The sequence below is a fragment of the Nocardia sp. NBC_00511 genome (assembly GCF_045161165.1).
In the GTDB taxonomy this organism is placed as follows: Bacteria; Actinomycetota; Actinomycetes; order Mycobacteriales; family Mycobacteriaceae; genus Nocardia.
Genome location: NZ_CP107849.1, coordinates 1,934,734 through 1,949,349, shown reverse-complemented (window position 1 = coordinate 1,949,349; position 14,616 = coordinate 1,934,734). Strand labels below are relative to the sequence as shown.

15 protein-coding genes are annotated in these 14,616 nt (G+C 66.6%); 10 read left to right on the top strand and 5 right to left on the bottom strand.

The window, feature by feature from the left end:
• Nucleotides 1-89 precede the first annotated feature (89 nt).
• From OG300_RS09205 to OG300_RS09195, 3 genes are all read left to right on the top strand, one after another.
• The gene (locus OG300_RS09205) at nt 90-905 is read left to right on the top strand and encodes an SDR family NAD(P)-dependent oxidoreductase (protein ID WP_405494151.1); all 816 of its coding nucleotides are present in this window, start codon (nt 90-92) and stop codon (nt 903-905) included.
• Between the two features lie 15 nt (nt 906-920).
• On the top strand, nt 921-1,931 hold the full coding sequence (locus OG300_RS09200; protein WP_405494149.1) for a GAF domain-containing protein: 1,011 nt from the start codon (nt 921-923) through the stop codon (nt 1,929-1,931).
• Between the two features lie 476 nt (nt 1,932-2,407).
• Nucleotides 2,408-2,812, top strand: coding sequence for a ParB N-terminal domain-containing protein (locus tag OG300_RS09195; RefSeq protein WP_405494147.1), 405 nt, complete (start codon nt 2,408-2,410; stop codon nt 2,810-2,812).
• Between the two features lie 3 nt (nt 2,813-2,815).
• On the opposite strand, the gene OG300_RS09190 is transcribed toward OG300_RS09195, so the two are convergent.
• From OG300_RS09190 to OG300_RS09180, 3 genes are all read right to left on the bottom strand, one after another.
• Complete coding sequence (locus OG300_RS09190) at nt 2,816-3,787, bottom strand: DUF2332 domain-containing protein (RefSeq protein WP_405494145.1); 972 nt, start codon at nt 3,785-3,787, stop codon at nt 2,816-2,818.
• 218 nt (nt 3,788-4,005) lie between these two features.
• On the bottom strand, nt 4,006-5,100 hold the full coding sequence (locus tag OG300_RS09185) for a dihydrodipicolinate reductase (RefSeq protein WP_405494143.1): 1,095 nt from the start codon (nt 5,098-5,100) through the stop codon (nt 4,006-4,008).
• A 35-nt stretch (nt 5,101-5,135) separates the two neighbouring features.
• Nucleotides 5,136-6,122, bottom strand: a complete 987-nt coding sequence (locus tag OG300_RS09180) for a Rieske 2Fe-2S domain-containing protein (protein ID WP_405494141.1) — start codon at nt 6,120-6,122, stop codon at nt 5,136-5,138.
• 150 nt (nt 6,123-6,272) lie between these two features.
• Here OG300_RS09180 and OG300_RS09175 point away from each other — a divergent pair, with 150 nt between their 5' ends.
• A complete protein-coding gene (locus OG300_RS09175) occupies nt 6,273-6,902 on the top strand; it encodes a TetR/AcrR family transcriptional regulator (protein ID WP_405494139.1) in 630 nt (209 codons plus the stop codon).
• Between the two features lie 22 nt (nt 6,903-6,924).
• On the opposite strand, the gene OG300_RS09170 is transcribed toward OG300_RS09175, so the two are convergent.
• Both OG300_RS09170 and OG300_RS09165 read right to left on the bottom strand, forming a co-directional pair.
• Nucleotides 6,925-7,902: an alpha/beta hydrolase gene (locus tag OG300_RS09170; RefSeq protein WP_405494137.1), complete on the bottom strand. Its 978-nt coding sequence runs from the start codon at nt 7,900-7,902 to the stop codon at nt 6,925-6,927.
• Nucleotides 7,903-8,008: 106 nt separating this feature from the next.
• Complete coding sequence (locus tag OG300_RS09165; RefSeq protein ID WP_405498509.1) at nt 8,009-8,458, bottom strand: nitroreductase family deazaflavin-dependent oxidoreductase; 450 nt, start codon at nt 8,456-8,458, stop codon at nt 8,009-8,011.
• Between the two features lie 214 nt (nt 8,459-8,672).
• Here OG300_RS09165 and OG300_RS09160 point away from each other — a divergent pair, with 214 nt between their 5' ends.
• From OG300_RS09160 to OG300_RS09135, 6 genes are all read left to right on the top strand, one after another.
• Nucleotides 8,673-9,878: a cytochrome P450 gene (locus OG300_RS09160; RefSeq protein ID WP_405494135.1), complete on the top strand. Its 1,206-nt coding sequence runs from the start codon at nt 8,673-8,675 to the stop codon at nt 9,876-9,878.
• 38 nt (nt 9,879-9,916) lie between these two features.
• Nucleotides 9,917-10,468 carry a nuclear transport factor 2 family protein gene (locus OG300_RS09155; RefSeq protein ID WP_405494133.1) on the top strand — a complete coding sequence of 184 codons (552 nt, stop codon included), beginning with the start codon at nt 9,917-9,919 and terminating at the stop codon, nt 10,466-10,468.
• A gap of 48 nt (nt 10,469-10,516) precedes the next feature.
• Complete coding sequence (locus OG300_RS09150; protein WP_405494131.1) at nt 10,517-11,101, top strand: TetR/AcrR family transcriptional regulator; 585 nt, start codon at nt 10,517-10,519, stop codon at nt 11,099-11,101.
• 102 nt (nt 11,102-11,203) lie between these two features.
• Complete coding sequence (locus tag OG300_RS09145; RefSeq protein ID WP_405494129.1) at nt 11,204-12,559, top strand: cytochrome P450; 1,356 nt, start codon at nt 11,204-11,206, stop codon at nt 12,557-12,559.
• A gap of 43 nt (nt 12,560-12,602) precedes the next feature.
• Nucleotides 12,603-13,847 carry a cytochrome P450 gene (locus OG300_RS09140; protein ID WP_405494128.1) on the top strand — a complete coding sequence of 415 codons (1,245 nt, stop codon included), beginning with the start codon at nt 12,603-12,605 and terminating at the stop codon, nt 13,845-13,847.
• Between the two features lie 61 nt (nt 13,848-13,908).
• Complete coding sequence (locus tag OG300_RS09135) at nt 13,909-14,055, top strand: DUF1059 domain-containing protein (RefSeq protein ID WP_405494126.1); 147 nt, start codon at nt 13,909-13,911, stop codon at nt 14,053-14,055.
• Nucleotides 14,056-14,616: the final 561 nt, after the last annotated feature.

The window sequence follows — 14,616 nt, the reverse complement described above, 5'->3', positions numbered from 1 at the left end:
CGGTCCGGCGCGTCCTCGGGGTGGGCCAAATGGGTGGAAGATTCCGCTCCGGTCGCGAAAAGCGTTTGGGTATGGGCAGACTCGGTTGTATGAAGCGTAGTTTTTATGCGGGGAGTACGGCGGTTGTCACTGGGGCCGGGGGTGGGATCGGGCGGCAGTTGGCTGTGCAGTTGGCTGAGGCGGGGGCGGCGACCATCTTGGTGGATGTTGATGCCGAGAAAGCGGGTGAGACACGGGATCTGGTGGCGCGGACCGGCGGGAAGGCTGTGGCGGTCGTCGCGGATGTGACCGATGTCGGGCGGATGGCCGAGGTGGCCGCGGAGGTGGAGGCGCGGGTTGGTGGGGTTGATGTGTTGATCAACAATGCTGGGCGGCTTTACTACGGGGGTGTGGTCGAGTCGGAGCCTTCGGATTTCGATGCGGTGATGCGGGCGAATTTCGGGGCGGCCGTGGTGAGTACGAAGGCGTTTCTTCCGGCGGTGCTACGGTCGAAGCAGGGGCGGATCGCGAATCTGTCGTCCGCGTACGGGCTGATCGGGTTGGGTGGGGCGGCGCCGTATACGGCGGCCAAGTTCGCGATTCGGGGGTTCAGCGAGTCGCTGCGGTCGGAGTTGCGGTCGCATCCGAATGTTGCTGTCAGCTGCGTGTATCCGGGTGGGGTGAAGACGGGGATCGCGTGGTCGGCGTTGGCGGCGGCGGGGGTGGACGCGACCGCGGCGGCGGAGCGGTTCGATCGGCAGGTGGCGCGTACCGAGCCGGTGCAGGCGGCGCGGGTGATCTTGCGCGGAATCGCTCACGGGCACAGCCGCATTCTGATAGGACCGGATGCGCTGCTCGCGGACACTGTCGCCCGGATCGCCGGAGGTCGCTATGAGCAGTTGATTCGACTGATCGTTCGGGGATAGAGGGGAATTCAGCGCATGGCGGGTACACGATGGCTGCTCATCGAGACGTTCGGTGACGACGAGCCGACGGTGATCGGGTTGGGCAGCGCGCCGAAGAAGTTCGTGCCGTTGGCCCAGATGTTGCGGCAGCGTGAGACTCTCGCGACGATCAAGGGCGCGATCGCGGCCACGGCCGACGCGCTCGCGCCGGTGGAGATGATCAGCGAGGACGGCCGACGCCGCACCGTCACTGTCCCGCAACTGATCACGCCGGAGCGCATGCATTCGGTGCTGCTGTGGTCGGGCCCCGTCGAGGAGCCGGTGCCGCCGCGAGATCCGGTGGGCGCGTGGTATTTCAACCTGTCCACGTCGAAATCGACGCGCTCCGACGATCTCCTGGACCTCTACGGTGTCGCCCCGCACGAGCGGGCCCGCGAGCACGCCATCGCGGGCGTCTTCACCCGGGTGATCACCAACACCGACGAGTCGGATGCCCTGGCCAAGGTGGTCCGCTCCGCGCCGGGCACCGAACATCAGGCGGTATGGACGGTCCGCCGCGACGACGGCGCGCTGCGGGCCGCGCACTTCTCGTGCCGGATACTCGAAGAGCTCACGGCCGCAGGTGAATCCGAGGTCTTCATGCGCGGCGTCACCCACGACATCGGTGACGCCACCAACGTCACGGGCGCGCCTCCCCCGGTAATCCTCGAGCATCGCGTCCTGGACGCGGCCGCCGCCGACGGCGAGTTCCGCGCCATCGTCGATCTGCGCACCCTGCGCCTGATGCGCTGGATGGGCCCCGCCATGCCCGAAATCGCCTGGCAATCCCTTTCGGGCGAGCCGGATCCCGCGATCCACCCGGACGATCTGTCCATCGCCAAGACCATGAGCCGCGAGCTCGCGCACACCCGCACCAACGGCACGCTGCGCCTGCGAACGCTCGATGGCGAGTGGAAACCGGTGTACGCCAAAGCCGTTCTGATGGCCCTCGACCAGCACACCACGGCCGCGTTGGTGACCGTCCGGGACCCGGAAACCGACGAATAGGTCTAGACCTCCCCGCCTCCCAGCAAACAGACCGTCGGCAATTTTTGTCGAATATCTAACACTGAAAGGACTTCGTTCCGGACACCGCACCAGGTCAGCCCGATTCGCCCTGAATGCCGCAGTCCGGCGGTCGATTTGCTGTGGCTATAACTGCCCTCAGGCCCGCTATAGTGCGTTCCACACGCACCCGCTCCTGCGGGAATCCTGCCGGTACTCCATGGTGAGACCGCCTGGCGCGTCGTAGGTAGGCCCTGTCCGGAACGCTGTCTGCGTGCCGGTGCTTCGGGGTTGCTCGGCGTCGGGAGGGCGGCATGCTGAGACTGGACAGCGCATGGTGGGTGTGTTTTCGCGACGATCTCCGTCACCGGATCACCACCTGGCCGGTGACTCGAACCCTACGACTCGCCTGCTCCCATTCCGATACCCATCACCACGGCCCGGATTCGGCCCCCGTGGTCCGAATCCCCCTGTACCGCTTGCGTATCGATCACCGCATCCGACGTTCCGGCGAGAACATCCGCCACGTCAACACCCTCTCCGACGTAGCCGCCCTGCTCCCGCCGATAGTCGTGCACCGCTCGAACATGACGGTCATCGACGGCGCCCACCGCGTCCGCGCCGCCCACCACACCGGCGCCCAGTGGATCGACGCCGTCTACTTCGACGGCGACGAAGCCCAAGCCTTCCTGCTGGCCGTCCGCCTCAACAACACCCACGGCCTGCCCCTCTCCGCCGCCGACCGCATGGCCGCCGCCGAACAGGCCCTCACCTTCTATCCCGACTGGACCGACTACCAACTGGCCCAGGCAATAGGCCTCTCCGAACGCGCCATCGCCCTCATCCGCAAACGCGCCCTCACCTTGGCCGCCCAATCCCGCTGAGTCCTACCGGTTCCCGCCGAACCAGTCCAGCGATTGCCCGTGCCCACCGGCGACCCCGACCGGCACCCCGTCCAGGCTGACGACGAACCGGCCGCGGATATCGCTGACCGGCACGGGAAGTCGCGCCGCAACGGACTCGATCACCCCGGCCCCCTCATTGGCGATCCACCGACACGGTAGATCCCGCACGACGCCTTCGAACTCGCGCCGGGCCTCCGGCGTGAGATACGCGAGCACCGCACTGCCGAACACCACGACGGTGGTACCCGGCGCGGCCGCCTCCACCAAGCCCGCGACCTCGTCCACCAAGTCACCAGCAACGATGTGCGCAGCCTCCTTCCGCGCGACACCGACCGCAGCCCGCAACCGCCGCAACCGATCCCACTGCTCCGGCCAGACCAGACATTCCAGCCACCGCATGTCCTCGGCATCGTCGACATCCAGCGGATTCAAATCCACCCCGGCTCGCGATACGACGACCGGAAGTCGCTGCGGCAGTGGCGGTTCACCGGCGGTAGCGCACACATTCAGCACCGACGACGGCCCATCCACCGGATCGATCCTGACCAGATCGTCGTACAGGTAGCTGTAGCGATCGGGGTACAGGCACAACCCCGCCGACGCCCCCACCTCGATCAGGGACAGTGGCCCTTCCAGCCCCGCCAACACCGGCAACAGCACCGCCGCCCGCCCGGCCTCGTTGGTCTGGGTCCGCCGCCGCAACGCCACCTCGGCCACGTCACCCCAATGCTCGACCAGCCACCTCTTGAACGTCGGGTACCCCGAGATCTCGACTCCGAGGTACCGCGCGGCCCCCAGCACCAGATTCGGCTGCCGCTTGTCCATCGGCAATTGTTCGATCAGCGCGAGAACCTTTGCGTCGGCGGCGATCTCACGACACCAGTCCTCATAGCACGGCGAGATCCCGCGGACTTCGTGCTCGGCGAAGATTCGGTACCGCTCGGATGTCTCCATCGATCCCCCTTCAACGAACCCGCACCGTCAGCCGAGGCGCGGTTCATCCTCGACTGTATCCAGGTCCGCATCGACGGCTCCGCCAGAGGTCCGCAACAGCCGTTGTGCCGGGGCGAGCACTCGACGCAGTGACCGCTGCCGACCTCGATGGCCGATTTCACACGCGCTCAGCACCTCTCGCTGGACAGATCTCTCCACGATCGAAGGCGTCCCGATGGTCAAGCCTTGAAGCGACCTGCGAAGGCGCGCAGAGGAAGATCGGCGCTCGTCATGATTCCAGGCGGGGCCGCTACCACGCAGGGGATGGCGTTGAGGGCGGGGAGGCCGGTGACTGTCATACCGATGGAGGCGAAGGCGGTGGGGTCGGACAGGTCGGTGCCTCGTTTGGGGAGGATCTGGTGTTTGCTGGTGATGCAGGGGTCGCCTTTGATCTTGGTCAGGTAGCAGCCCTGGATGTTCCAGTGGGGTTCGGTGTGCGGGGTCATCTGCCATTCGACGTGGACTTCCACGCGCGGGACGCCGTCGACCATGCCCTGGTATTTGATGTAGTTGGCGCCGAGGGAGCCTTTGGGGAGTTGGTACCAGCCGAGGTCGATATCCCTTGTGCAGGCACCGAGTTCGTAGGTGAAGACGACGTCGTCGAGTTCGAGACCGAAGGCGTCGGCCATGAGGTGCACGCCGTCGGCGAAGACGCTGGTCCCCTTTTCCAGCATGGCGGGGATTTCGGGGTCGTCGACGGGGCGGCCGTAGCCGACCATCTGCCAGGAGCCGACCGAGTGATGGCAGGAGACGTCGACGGATTCGATGACGGTCACGTTCTCCAGGTCGGCGACGTCGCAGGTGTGGACGATGCCGAGAATCTGGGTGAGGCCGGGGTTCATGCCGGTGCCGTAGAAGGTGGAACCGCCGCGGCGGCAGGCGGATTCGAGGATTTCGGAGGTGGGGCGGCCGGAGGGGTGCGGGTGGTTGCGGTTGCGGTGGTGGCCGGTGATCCAGTCGGCGGTGGTGACGATGTCGATTCCGGCTTCCAGCACGCGGACGTAGAGGTCCTCGTCGGGGAAGACGCCGTGGAAGGTGACCACGTCCGGCGCGGCGGCGATGATCTCCTCGACCGTTCCGGTCACCGTCACCCCGATCGGGTCGAGTCCGGCGATCTCCCCGGCGTCGCGGCCGATCTTTTCCGGTGTGTAGCAGTGCAATCCGATCATTTCCAGATCCGGATGGTTGCGCAGGCGCGCGATCATCTCGGTGCCGACATTGCCGGAGGCCACCTGGAAGACCCGGATGGGTCGTTTCACGGAGTCGGTTGTCATGGGCCGCAGCGCCTTTCGTGATTGGTGCGGAGGGGTCAGGCGGGATAGAACTGGGCGGCCCAGGTGCGCAGGGCGGTGAACCCGTCATATTCCGAGCGGGACAGCGCGGGCGGATCGGAGTAGCGCTGATGCGACCAGATATGCACGTCGGCCTCGAATTGCTCGATCACCGCCCGCATCACGCGCTCGACCTTGGGTGGCGCGACCGACGCATCGTCCTCGGGCAACCGGCCCACCCATACGGTGAATCGCACATCGCAGGTGTCGTCGTCGACGGGCGTGATCGCGGAGATGGTCCGGTTGTCGATCATCCCCCAGCTCTTGGTGACCGCCACGCCGAGACCGGCGTTGATGGCCTCCACACCACTGGAGATCTCGTCGGCGGTCATACCCGTCGCATCACCGAAGGTGACGGTGAAGTCGACATATGACACGGGCGCGTCGAAATCGTGGCGGGTGAACTTGGGCACGAACGGCACCTTGTGCACGTATTTGAAATGCGCCGAGTCCACGCCGTTCTCGAGCACGTACTGCGGATGCAGTTCCAGGCGTTCGCGAAACAGCGTGCCCTGCGGGACGGCCGGATAGTAGTTGGCCGCACTGTTGCCGTCCCCGAAGCCTTCGAAGACGTCCGGCACCTCGAAATACGGTGCCCGCCCGTCGATGTCGTGCCACATGTAGATCGATTCATTGCGCTCCGCGACCGGATAGGTGCGGATCCGCCGCCCTCGATTGGGGTGGGATTCATAGGGAATGCACACATTGCGCCCCTCCCGATCCCATTCCCAGCCGTGGAACGGGCACACGATGTGCTCCCCCTCGACGTGCCCGCCGAATCCCAGGTGCGCGCCGAGGTGTTCACAGTAGGCGTCCATGACGGTGACTTCCCCCGCCGCGGAACGCCATCCGATCAGTTCCCGGCCGAAGTAGCGCATGCGCCGCACCGCCCCGACCGCGATCTCCGGCGACCACGCGACTTGAAACCATCCCGTGGGCTGCATCGACAGCGGCGGCTTCGCCATTGCGATTCCTCTCATGCCCGAGCGCGGCCGGAGCCGAGGCCACTCGGAAGGGCCGCTGCGGCAACAGATCTCGGCGCGCACTCAGAATGATAGTGGGTTCTGCGAAAAATGACAGTGGGTTCTGTGAAACCAATCGATAGAATTCCCGGCATGATCGACGGAGCCGACCTCACCGCCAGGCGCGTCAACCGCCGCGGCCTCGCCACCCGCGAGAACATGCTCGAGGCCGCCCTGCGCGCGCTGGCCACCGGCGACCCGGCCGCCGTCTCCGCCAACCGCATCGCCAAGGAGGTCGGCGCCACCTGGGGCGCGGTGAAATACCAGTTCGGCGATATCGACGGCCTGTGGGCGGCGGTCCTGCACCGCACCGCCGAACGCCGCGGCAGTCTGCCCGCCGCGAATCCGGCGGCCCCGCTGCGGGATCGGGTCGCCGCCACCATCGAGACCATGTTCACCGGCCTGACCGCCCGTGATTCCCGCGCCATCGAGAGCCTGCGCGCAGCCCTGCCCCGCGACCGCGGCGAACTCGAGCGACTCTACCCGCGCACCTCCGCCGAGCTGTCCTCGTGGCTGGGCAGCTGGACCGCCGCGTGCGAGCAGGCTTTCGCAGACCTGGATGTGGATCCGGACCGGGTGCGGGAGGTCGCCTCGTTCCTGCCGGGAGCGATGCGCGGCATCGTCTCCGAACAGCAGCTGGGCACCTACTCCGATCTGGAGGCCGCGCGCCGCGGCCTCACCAATGCGATCGTCGCCTACCTGGAGGGGTCGCGAAACCCTTGAGGCTCAATGCCTTCCGCCTTGATCAGGCCAGATCCCGGCGCGATCCGGGCTGCGGCGCGAAGTAGGTGGCGGCCGCGTCCCGAAACCAGCGCGTGCGTGACCGCATCGCCCGGCGACTCACCTGGGCACGGGGCACCAACCGGTCGAACCCGTGCCAGCACCCCGGGTACACCTCGAACTCCACGGGCACCCCGACCTTGCGCAGCGCCTCGGCGTAGGCGGCCGTCTCGTCCCGGAACGGCTCCAGCTCACCGACATACGTGAAGGTCGGCGGCAGCCCACGCAGATCCACGGCACGCGAGGGCGCGGCATATACGGGCACGTCGGAGCCGCCCTGAAGTTCGCGCAGGTACAGCCGCCACGCCGAAATCAGCGTGACCGTATCCAGCAGCGGTGCGTCGTTGTCGCGTGCCGACGCGGTCGAGACCCGGTCGTCGAGCATCGGATAGATCGGCATCTGGAACGCGACGTTCACCTCGCCGCGATCGCGAGCCAGCAGGGTCAGCGCCGCGGTGAGCCCACCGCCCGCACTCTCCCCCGCCACCACCAGCTGATCCTCACGAACACCCAGGCGAATCACGTTGTCCCGCAACCACAGCAGCGCGGCATAGCCGTCGTCGAGGGCCGCCGGATACGGCTGATCGACACTGAGCCGGTAATCGGGCGCGACGATGACGCATCCGGTGTCGGCGATCATTCGCCGATACACCGCCACATCCTGCTCGGGCTTGCCCAGGAAATACCCGCCGCCGTGCAGCCACAGCACCCCGGTGGTGGCCTCACCCGGCGTCAACGGCCCGTAGACCAGCACCCGCAGCGTGGTCCCGTCACCACGGTCGACGCGCATCTCCTCCACCCGCATTGTCCGCGAGGCCCCGATGCGAGCGAGCGGCGCGACCACGCCGACTACCTTGCTGAGCATCCGCAGTCGCCGCTCGCTGTGCGCGGACATCACCCGCCGAATCCACACACCGGGCCCCCGCAGTTGCGGGTCGATCATTGCGCCGCTGACCTTCATACCGTCCCTTTCGCCAGCGCCGGAGCATCGTGCACGCCGCCGGAACCCGTGACAGACAGTAGTCCAGACCGCCACGGCCGACGCAAGATCACCCGGTCACCGGGCGCGACAGGATCAGCACCGGGATCTCCCGCTGCGTCCAGGACTTGTAGGCGTCGAAGTCGGCGTAGAGCTCGGTCAGCAGCGGCCACAACCGTTGCCGTTCTTGCGGATTCGCGACCCGTGCGACAACTGCCCGATGTTCGGAGCGAATCCGGATGTGCGCGTTCGGATCCGCCACCAGATTGCGATACCACTGCGGGTGATCGGCCCGCCCGCCCTGCGAGGCGACCACGATGATGTCGTCCCCGTCCGGCAGGTACAGCAGTGGCGCGGTGAACACCTTGCCGGACTTGCGACCTCGATGCTCGAGCAGCAGCGTCGGCACCGGCCGCCGGAATCCGGCCCCGATCCGCCACGTCCCGCCGACGCGGCCACCGGTGCGCCGATACACCCAGGTCTGCACCCGCGACCCGTATCGAATGATGTGCGCCGTCATCGGCGAATTCAGGCCCTTCGGCTGTTTCACGGCCACGCCACTCCTCCTACTGGGCCCACCACCACTGCTCGGCGGTCGGCCGTATCGGCTCTCGGCGCGTCACGATAGCCGTTGTGATGGAACAGTGTCGATGATAGCGTCCAGACAGCTGTCCAGCTAGATGTCTTTCTCGGTGACCCTCCGGTCCCCGACCAGCGAATGCGAGGTATGCGTCATGACCTCGGCCTCCTTGGAGCCGTTCACCTTCGACCCCTACGACTACCTCCTGCACGACGACCCGTACCCCCTCTACCAGCGGCTGCGCACGGAATCTCCGCTGTATCACAACCCGGACCTCGGGTTCTGGGCGCTCTCGCGGCACGCCGACGTGATCGCCGGTTTCCGCGACCACGCCCGCCTCTCGAGCGCCAATGGCGTCTCCCTCGACCCGGCCGCGTGGGGACCGCACGCCCACCGCACCATGTCGTTCCTGGCCATGGACGATCCCCGGCACGTCCGCATGCGCCGACTCGTCTTCCAGGGCTTCACCCCGCGCCGCGTCAACGAGATGGATCAGCGCATCCAGGAGCTCACCGTCGAGCACCTCGCCCCGGCGCTGGAACACGAAACCTTCGACTGGATCGAGGAATTCGCGGGCAAGCTGCCCATGGACGTCATCTCCGAACTGCTGGGCGTCCCCGTCGCCGATCGCGCCGAGGTGCGTCGCCTCGCCGACCTGGTCGTGCACCGCGAGCAGGGCGTGCTCGACGTACCCATGCCCGCCATCGAGGCGGCGCTCACGCTGATCACCTACTACAGCGATCTGGTCGCCGATCGACGCCGCAGGCCCACAACGGATCTCACCTCGGCGCTGCTGGAGGCCGAGATCGACGGCGACCGCCTCACCGACGAGGAGATCATCGGCTTCATGTTCCTGATGGTCGTCGCGGGCAACGAGACCACCACCAAACTGCTGGGCAATGCCCTGTACTGGGCCGGCCGCGATCCGAGTGAGTACGCGAAAGTCGCCGCCGACGCCGACCTGGTCCCGGACTGGGTCGAGGAAACGCTGCGCTACGACACCTCGAGTCAGATCGTCGCCCGCAGCGCCGTCACCGATATCGAGTTGCACGGTGCGACCATCCCGGCCGGGGCGAAGGTGCTGCTGCTCATCGGTTCCGCCAACCGGGACGCGGCCGTGTTCGAGGACGGCGACACCTTCCGCATCGATCGCGCCGCCAAGGGCAATCTCGCCAGTTTCGGCGCGGGCGTGCACTTCTGCCTGGGCGCACACCTGGCCCGCCTGGAAACCACCATCGCCCTGCGCGAATTCCGTTCCCGCGTCCGCGAATACGACCTGATCGAGCTCGGCATCGAACGCGTGCACTCGACCAATGTCCGCGGCTTCGCCCACCTGCCCATCACCGTGCGCCTGCGCTGACGCTGACACCACATCCCCAAACCGAAAGGACAATGACCATGGCCGATTTCGACCGTGCCGAACTCGACGAGATGGTCCGCCGCTGGCTGCAGGCCAATCGCGACTGCGAGGCGACCGGCGACTGGCGTCCACTCGCCGAGTTCTACACCCCCGACGCCACCTACGGCTGGAACTACGGGCCCACCCAGGAGTTCATGGCCGTCGGCCGTGACGAAATCCGGGATATCGCCATCGGTTTGGAAATGGACGGCCTCGACGGCTGGACCTACCCGTATCAGGACTGGGTGATCGACGAGCGCTCCGGCAACCTGATCGGCCTGTGGAAGCAGGTCAGCGACCGGCAGCGTGCCGACGGCCGCCACTATTCGCCGGAGGGCATCGGCGGCAGCTGGTTTCGCTACGGTGGCGACTTCCAATGGTCCTGGCAACGCGATTTCTTCGACTTCGGCAATGTCAGCGCCCTGTTCCTGGACATGATCACCGGCAAGGCGCTCTCCGAGGGCATGACCAAGCGCATCCAGCGCGCGACCAGCGGCGAGAAGTTGCCGGGCTGGTATCCGATCGGCCAGGCGCCCGTTCCACTGTGGTGACCGCAGGTCAATTGTTCTGAACACAGTGCTGGAGTAGCATTCAGACACATGTCCGAACTCGCATCCACCGGCATCGAGGCGACCCGGCGACGCCTGACCGAGAAACAGGCCGACACCGTCGACCGCCTCACCGCGGCGGCCGTCGAGGTGCTGTCGCGGGAAGGCTTCTCCGGCACCACGATTCGACTCGTCGCCGCGGCCGCGGGAGTCGGCACCGCCACCGCCTACACCTACTTCTCCTCCAAGGAACACCTCATCACCGAGGTGTTCTGGCGGCGACTGACCGCGACCCCGCCCCCGGAGCCCGGCGACGCGGACGCCACCGGACGGGTGGTGGCGGTGCTGCGACAGGTCTCCATGCTGGTCGCCGACGAGCCCGCGCTCGCACACGCGGTCAGCAGCGCGCTGCTCGGCGACGACCCCGACGTCCAGCATCTGAGGCTGCGGATCGGCAGGGAGATCCGCCGTCGCCTGGCCGCGGCGATGAACGCGAAAGACCCTGAGGGCCTTGCCATGTTCGAACTGCTCTACGCCGGCGCACTGCTGCAGGGCGGCATGGGCCTGCTGTCCTACGAACAGGTCGCCGATCTCCTCGAGGCCTGCGTGCGCCGCCTACTGGCCGCCGACGCCTGACCCCGATCCCCCGCTGATGTCTTGTCGCACACCAACAACCGTAGTACTGTCCGGACACATGTCCATATGTGGTCTGGGCAGGTATTCCGGGAAGGATTTCCAATGACACTGGTCAAGCCGCAGCGGGTGTCCGGGGGCGAGGGCGACGAGCACGGGCACCTCGAGGAGTTCCGCACCGATCCGATCGCGCTGATGCGCCGGGTGCGCGCCGAATGCGGCGATGTCGGGTCCTTCGAACTGGCCGGGCGCGATGTGATCCTGCTGTCGGGGTCGGAGGCCAACGAGTTCTTCTTCCGCGCCAGCGACGAGGAGCTCGATCAGGCCGCGGCGTATCCGTTCATGAAGCCGATCTTCGGCGAGGGCGTGGTGTTCGACGCCCCGCCCGAGCGGCGCAAGGAGATGCTGCACAACCAGGCGTTGCGCGCCGACCATATGCGCGGGCACGCGGCGACCATCGCCCGCGAGGTGGACGCCATGCTCTCGCACTGGGACGACGAGGGTGAGATCGATCTGCTCGAATTCTTCGCCGAGCTGACCATTTACACGTCCTCGTCATGTCTGATCGGCGTGAAGTTCCGCAATCAGCTCGACGGCCGGTTCGCGCACCTCTACCACGAGCTCGAACAGGGCACCGACGCGTTGGCCTACGTGGATCCGTACGCGCCGATCGAAAGCTTCACCCGCCGTGACGAAGCCCGCGTGCAGCTGGTGGAGTTGGTGCAGGCCATCATGACTGCGCGCGAGGCCGACCCGCCGACCGGCAAGGACGAGCGCGACATGCTCGATGTGCTGATCTCGGTGAAGGACGAGCACGGCGTCTCGCGCTTCTCGGCCAGCGAGATCACCGGCATCTTCATCTCGATGATGTTCGCCGGTCACCACACCACCTCCGGCACCGCGGCCTGGACGATCATCGAGCTGCTGCGCAATCCCGAGATTCTCGGCGGTGTGGTCAGCGAACTCGACGAGTTGTATTCCGACGGTTCGGAAGTCAGTCACAACGCGCTGCGCCAGATCCCGAATCTGGAGGCCGCGTTGAAGGAGGCGCTGCGGCTGCATCCGCCGCTGATCATCCTGATGCGCATCGCCCGTGACGAGTTCGAGGTGTGCGGCCATCGCATCGCGGCCGGTGACATGGTGGCCGCCACCCCGGCCATCTCGAACCGGATCCCCGAGGACTTCCCCGATCCCGACACCTTCGATCCGGGCCGCTATCTGGATCCGCGGCAGGAGGACACCGTCAACCGGTGGACCTGGATTCCGTTCGGCGCGGGCCGTCACCGCTGTGTCGGCGCGCCGTTCGCGCTCATGCAGCTCAAGGCGATCTTCTCGATCCTTCTGCGGGACTGGGAGTTCGAGCTCGCGCAGCCGTCGGACACCTACCGCAACGACCACTCCAAGATGGTGGTGCAGCTGCAGCAGCCCTGCCGGGTCCGTTACCGCCGCCGGCAGCGCTGAATTCACCCGGTCCACAACGATGTCGGCCCCTCAGGAGGAAGCTGTGTCAGCGCCGTCCATTCCCGCCGGATTCGATTTCACCGATCCGGCACTCTGGGAAACCCGTAATCCCGTAGCGGAATTCGCCGAACTGCGCCGCACCGCGCCGGTGTGGTGGAACCCGCAGACCGATGAGAGCTCCGGCGGTTTCCGCGACGGCGGCTACTGGGTGGTCACCAGACATGAAGACATCAAGGAGATCTCGCGTAACAGCGAACTGTTCTCCTCGCAGCGCAAGGGTTCCATCATCCGCCTGCCCGGTGAGTCGACGCCCGAGCAGATCGAGGCCACCGGCGCGCTGCTGGTGAACATGGATCCGCCCAAGCACACCAAGATCCGGCGCATCATCTCCAAGGGTTTCAGCCCGCGCGCGGTGGAGAACCTGCGCGCGGCGCTGACCGAGCGGGCCGCCGCCATCGTGCACGCCGCGCAGCGCGAGGGCGGCGGCGACTTCGTCGAGCAGGTCGCGGTGGAGCTGCCGTTGCAGGCCATCGCCGAATTGCTCGGTGTGCCACAGGCCGACCGCCGCAAGCTGTTCGACTGGTCCAATCAGATGCTCAACTACGACGATCCGGAGTACGGCGACACCGCCACCACCGATTCCGCGACCAACGCCTCGGTCGAGATTCTCGGCTACTCCTGGAACCTGGCCGAGCAGCGCCGCGCCAACCCGCTCGGCGATATCGTCAGCGAACTGGTGCACGCGGACCTCGACGGCGAGTCCCTGGCGTCGGAGGAATTCGGCTTCTTCGTGATCCTGCTCGCCGTTGCGGGCAACGAAACCACCCGCAATGCCATCACACACGGCATGAAGGCCTTCGTCGATCACCCCGACCAGTGGGAGCTCTACCGCCGGCAGCGCCCCCGCACCGCTCCCGACGAGATCGTCCGCTGGGCCACCCCCGTCACCGCCTTCCAGCGCACCGCCACCGCCGACACCGAACTCGGCGGCCAGCGCATCCGCGAAGGCGATCGCCTCGGATTGTTCTACAGCTCAGCCAATTTCGACGAGAGCGCCTTCGACAACCCCTTCGACTTCAACATCCTGCGCGACCCCAACCCCCACCTCGCCTTCGGCGGCACCGGCGCCCACTACTGCGTAGGCGCAAACCTGGCCCGCCTGGAAATCGACCTCATGTTCAACGCCCTCGCCGACGCCATGCCCAACCTCACCCAGGTCTCCGAACCCGAACGCCTGCGCTCCGGCTGGATCAACGGCATCAAACACTGGAATGTCCGGTACCACTAGGCACCGCCCGAATGGGCATGCGCCAGTATGGAACCCGAGCACGTCCAAGCTAGGAGACCCGATGAAAACCAACCTCAACTGCCCCTGCGGCGAAGCCATTCGCGGAACCGACGAAGACGACCTGGTCACCAAGACCCAGGCCCATCTCGCCGAAAAGCACCCCGACCACGACTACAGCCGCGACGAAATCCTCTTCATCGCCTTCTGACCGGTTGCACCGGGCAGGTCCACTCCAGGCGGTGCCGACCGTCGTACCTCGGCACCGCCTCGGCCCCCAGCCCCCAGAACCACCGCCGCGTGAGATCAAGAACGGGGGCGGCTGGCGCACGGCGTCGGCCGAATCAGGTCCATTCGCTGCGTCACCCGAACACCGGCCGAACTCGTATGAGACGTACGGGGCGAGCCTTCTTCGGGTGGGGTGGCTGGGCGAAGCTGGCATCGATGGCGACGAGCGAGCAATATGGCCTGTCGCGGCAGACTGCCGTCACGCAGCGGTTTGCGAAGGCTGTCGAACAGCTTGGTAACAGCAGCAGCATGGACCAGATCTGGCCAGCACCAGCATGCAAGGTGCCAACTTTCTCCGCTGTGGATCTTCGTGGTGCCAGGTTCGGTGAGGGCTTCAAGATGTCCCTTTCATCGTCTCCCCTCCCGGATCTCGAGACTATGGTGGTGGATGAGCGGTCCGCGGGCGATGAGTCGGCGGCGACCGGGCCGGCGGTCGCCGAGATCAGGACCATGACGCAGGCGGCCACGCCAGCGGTTCCCAGCA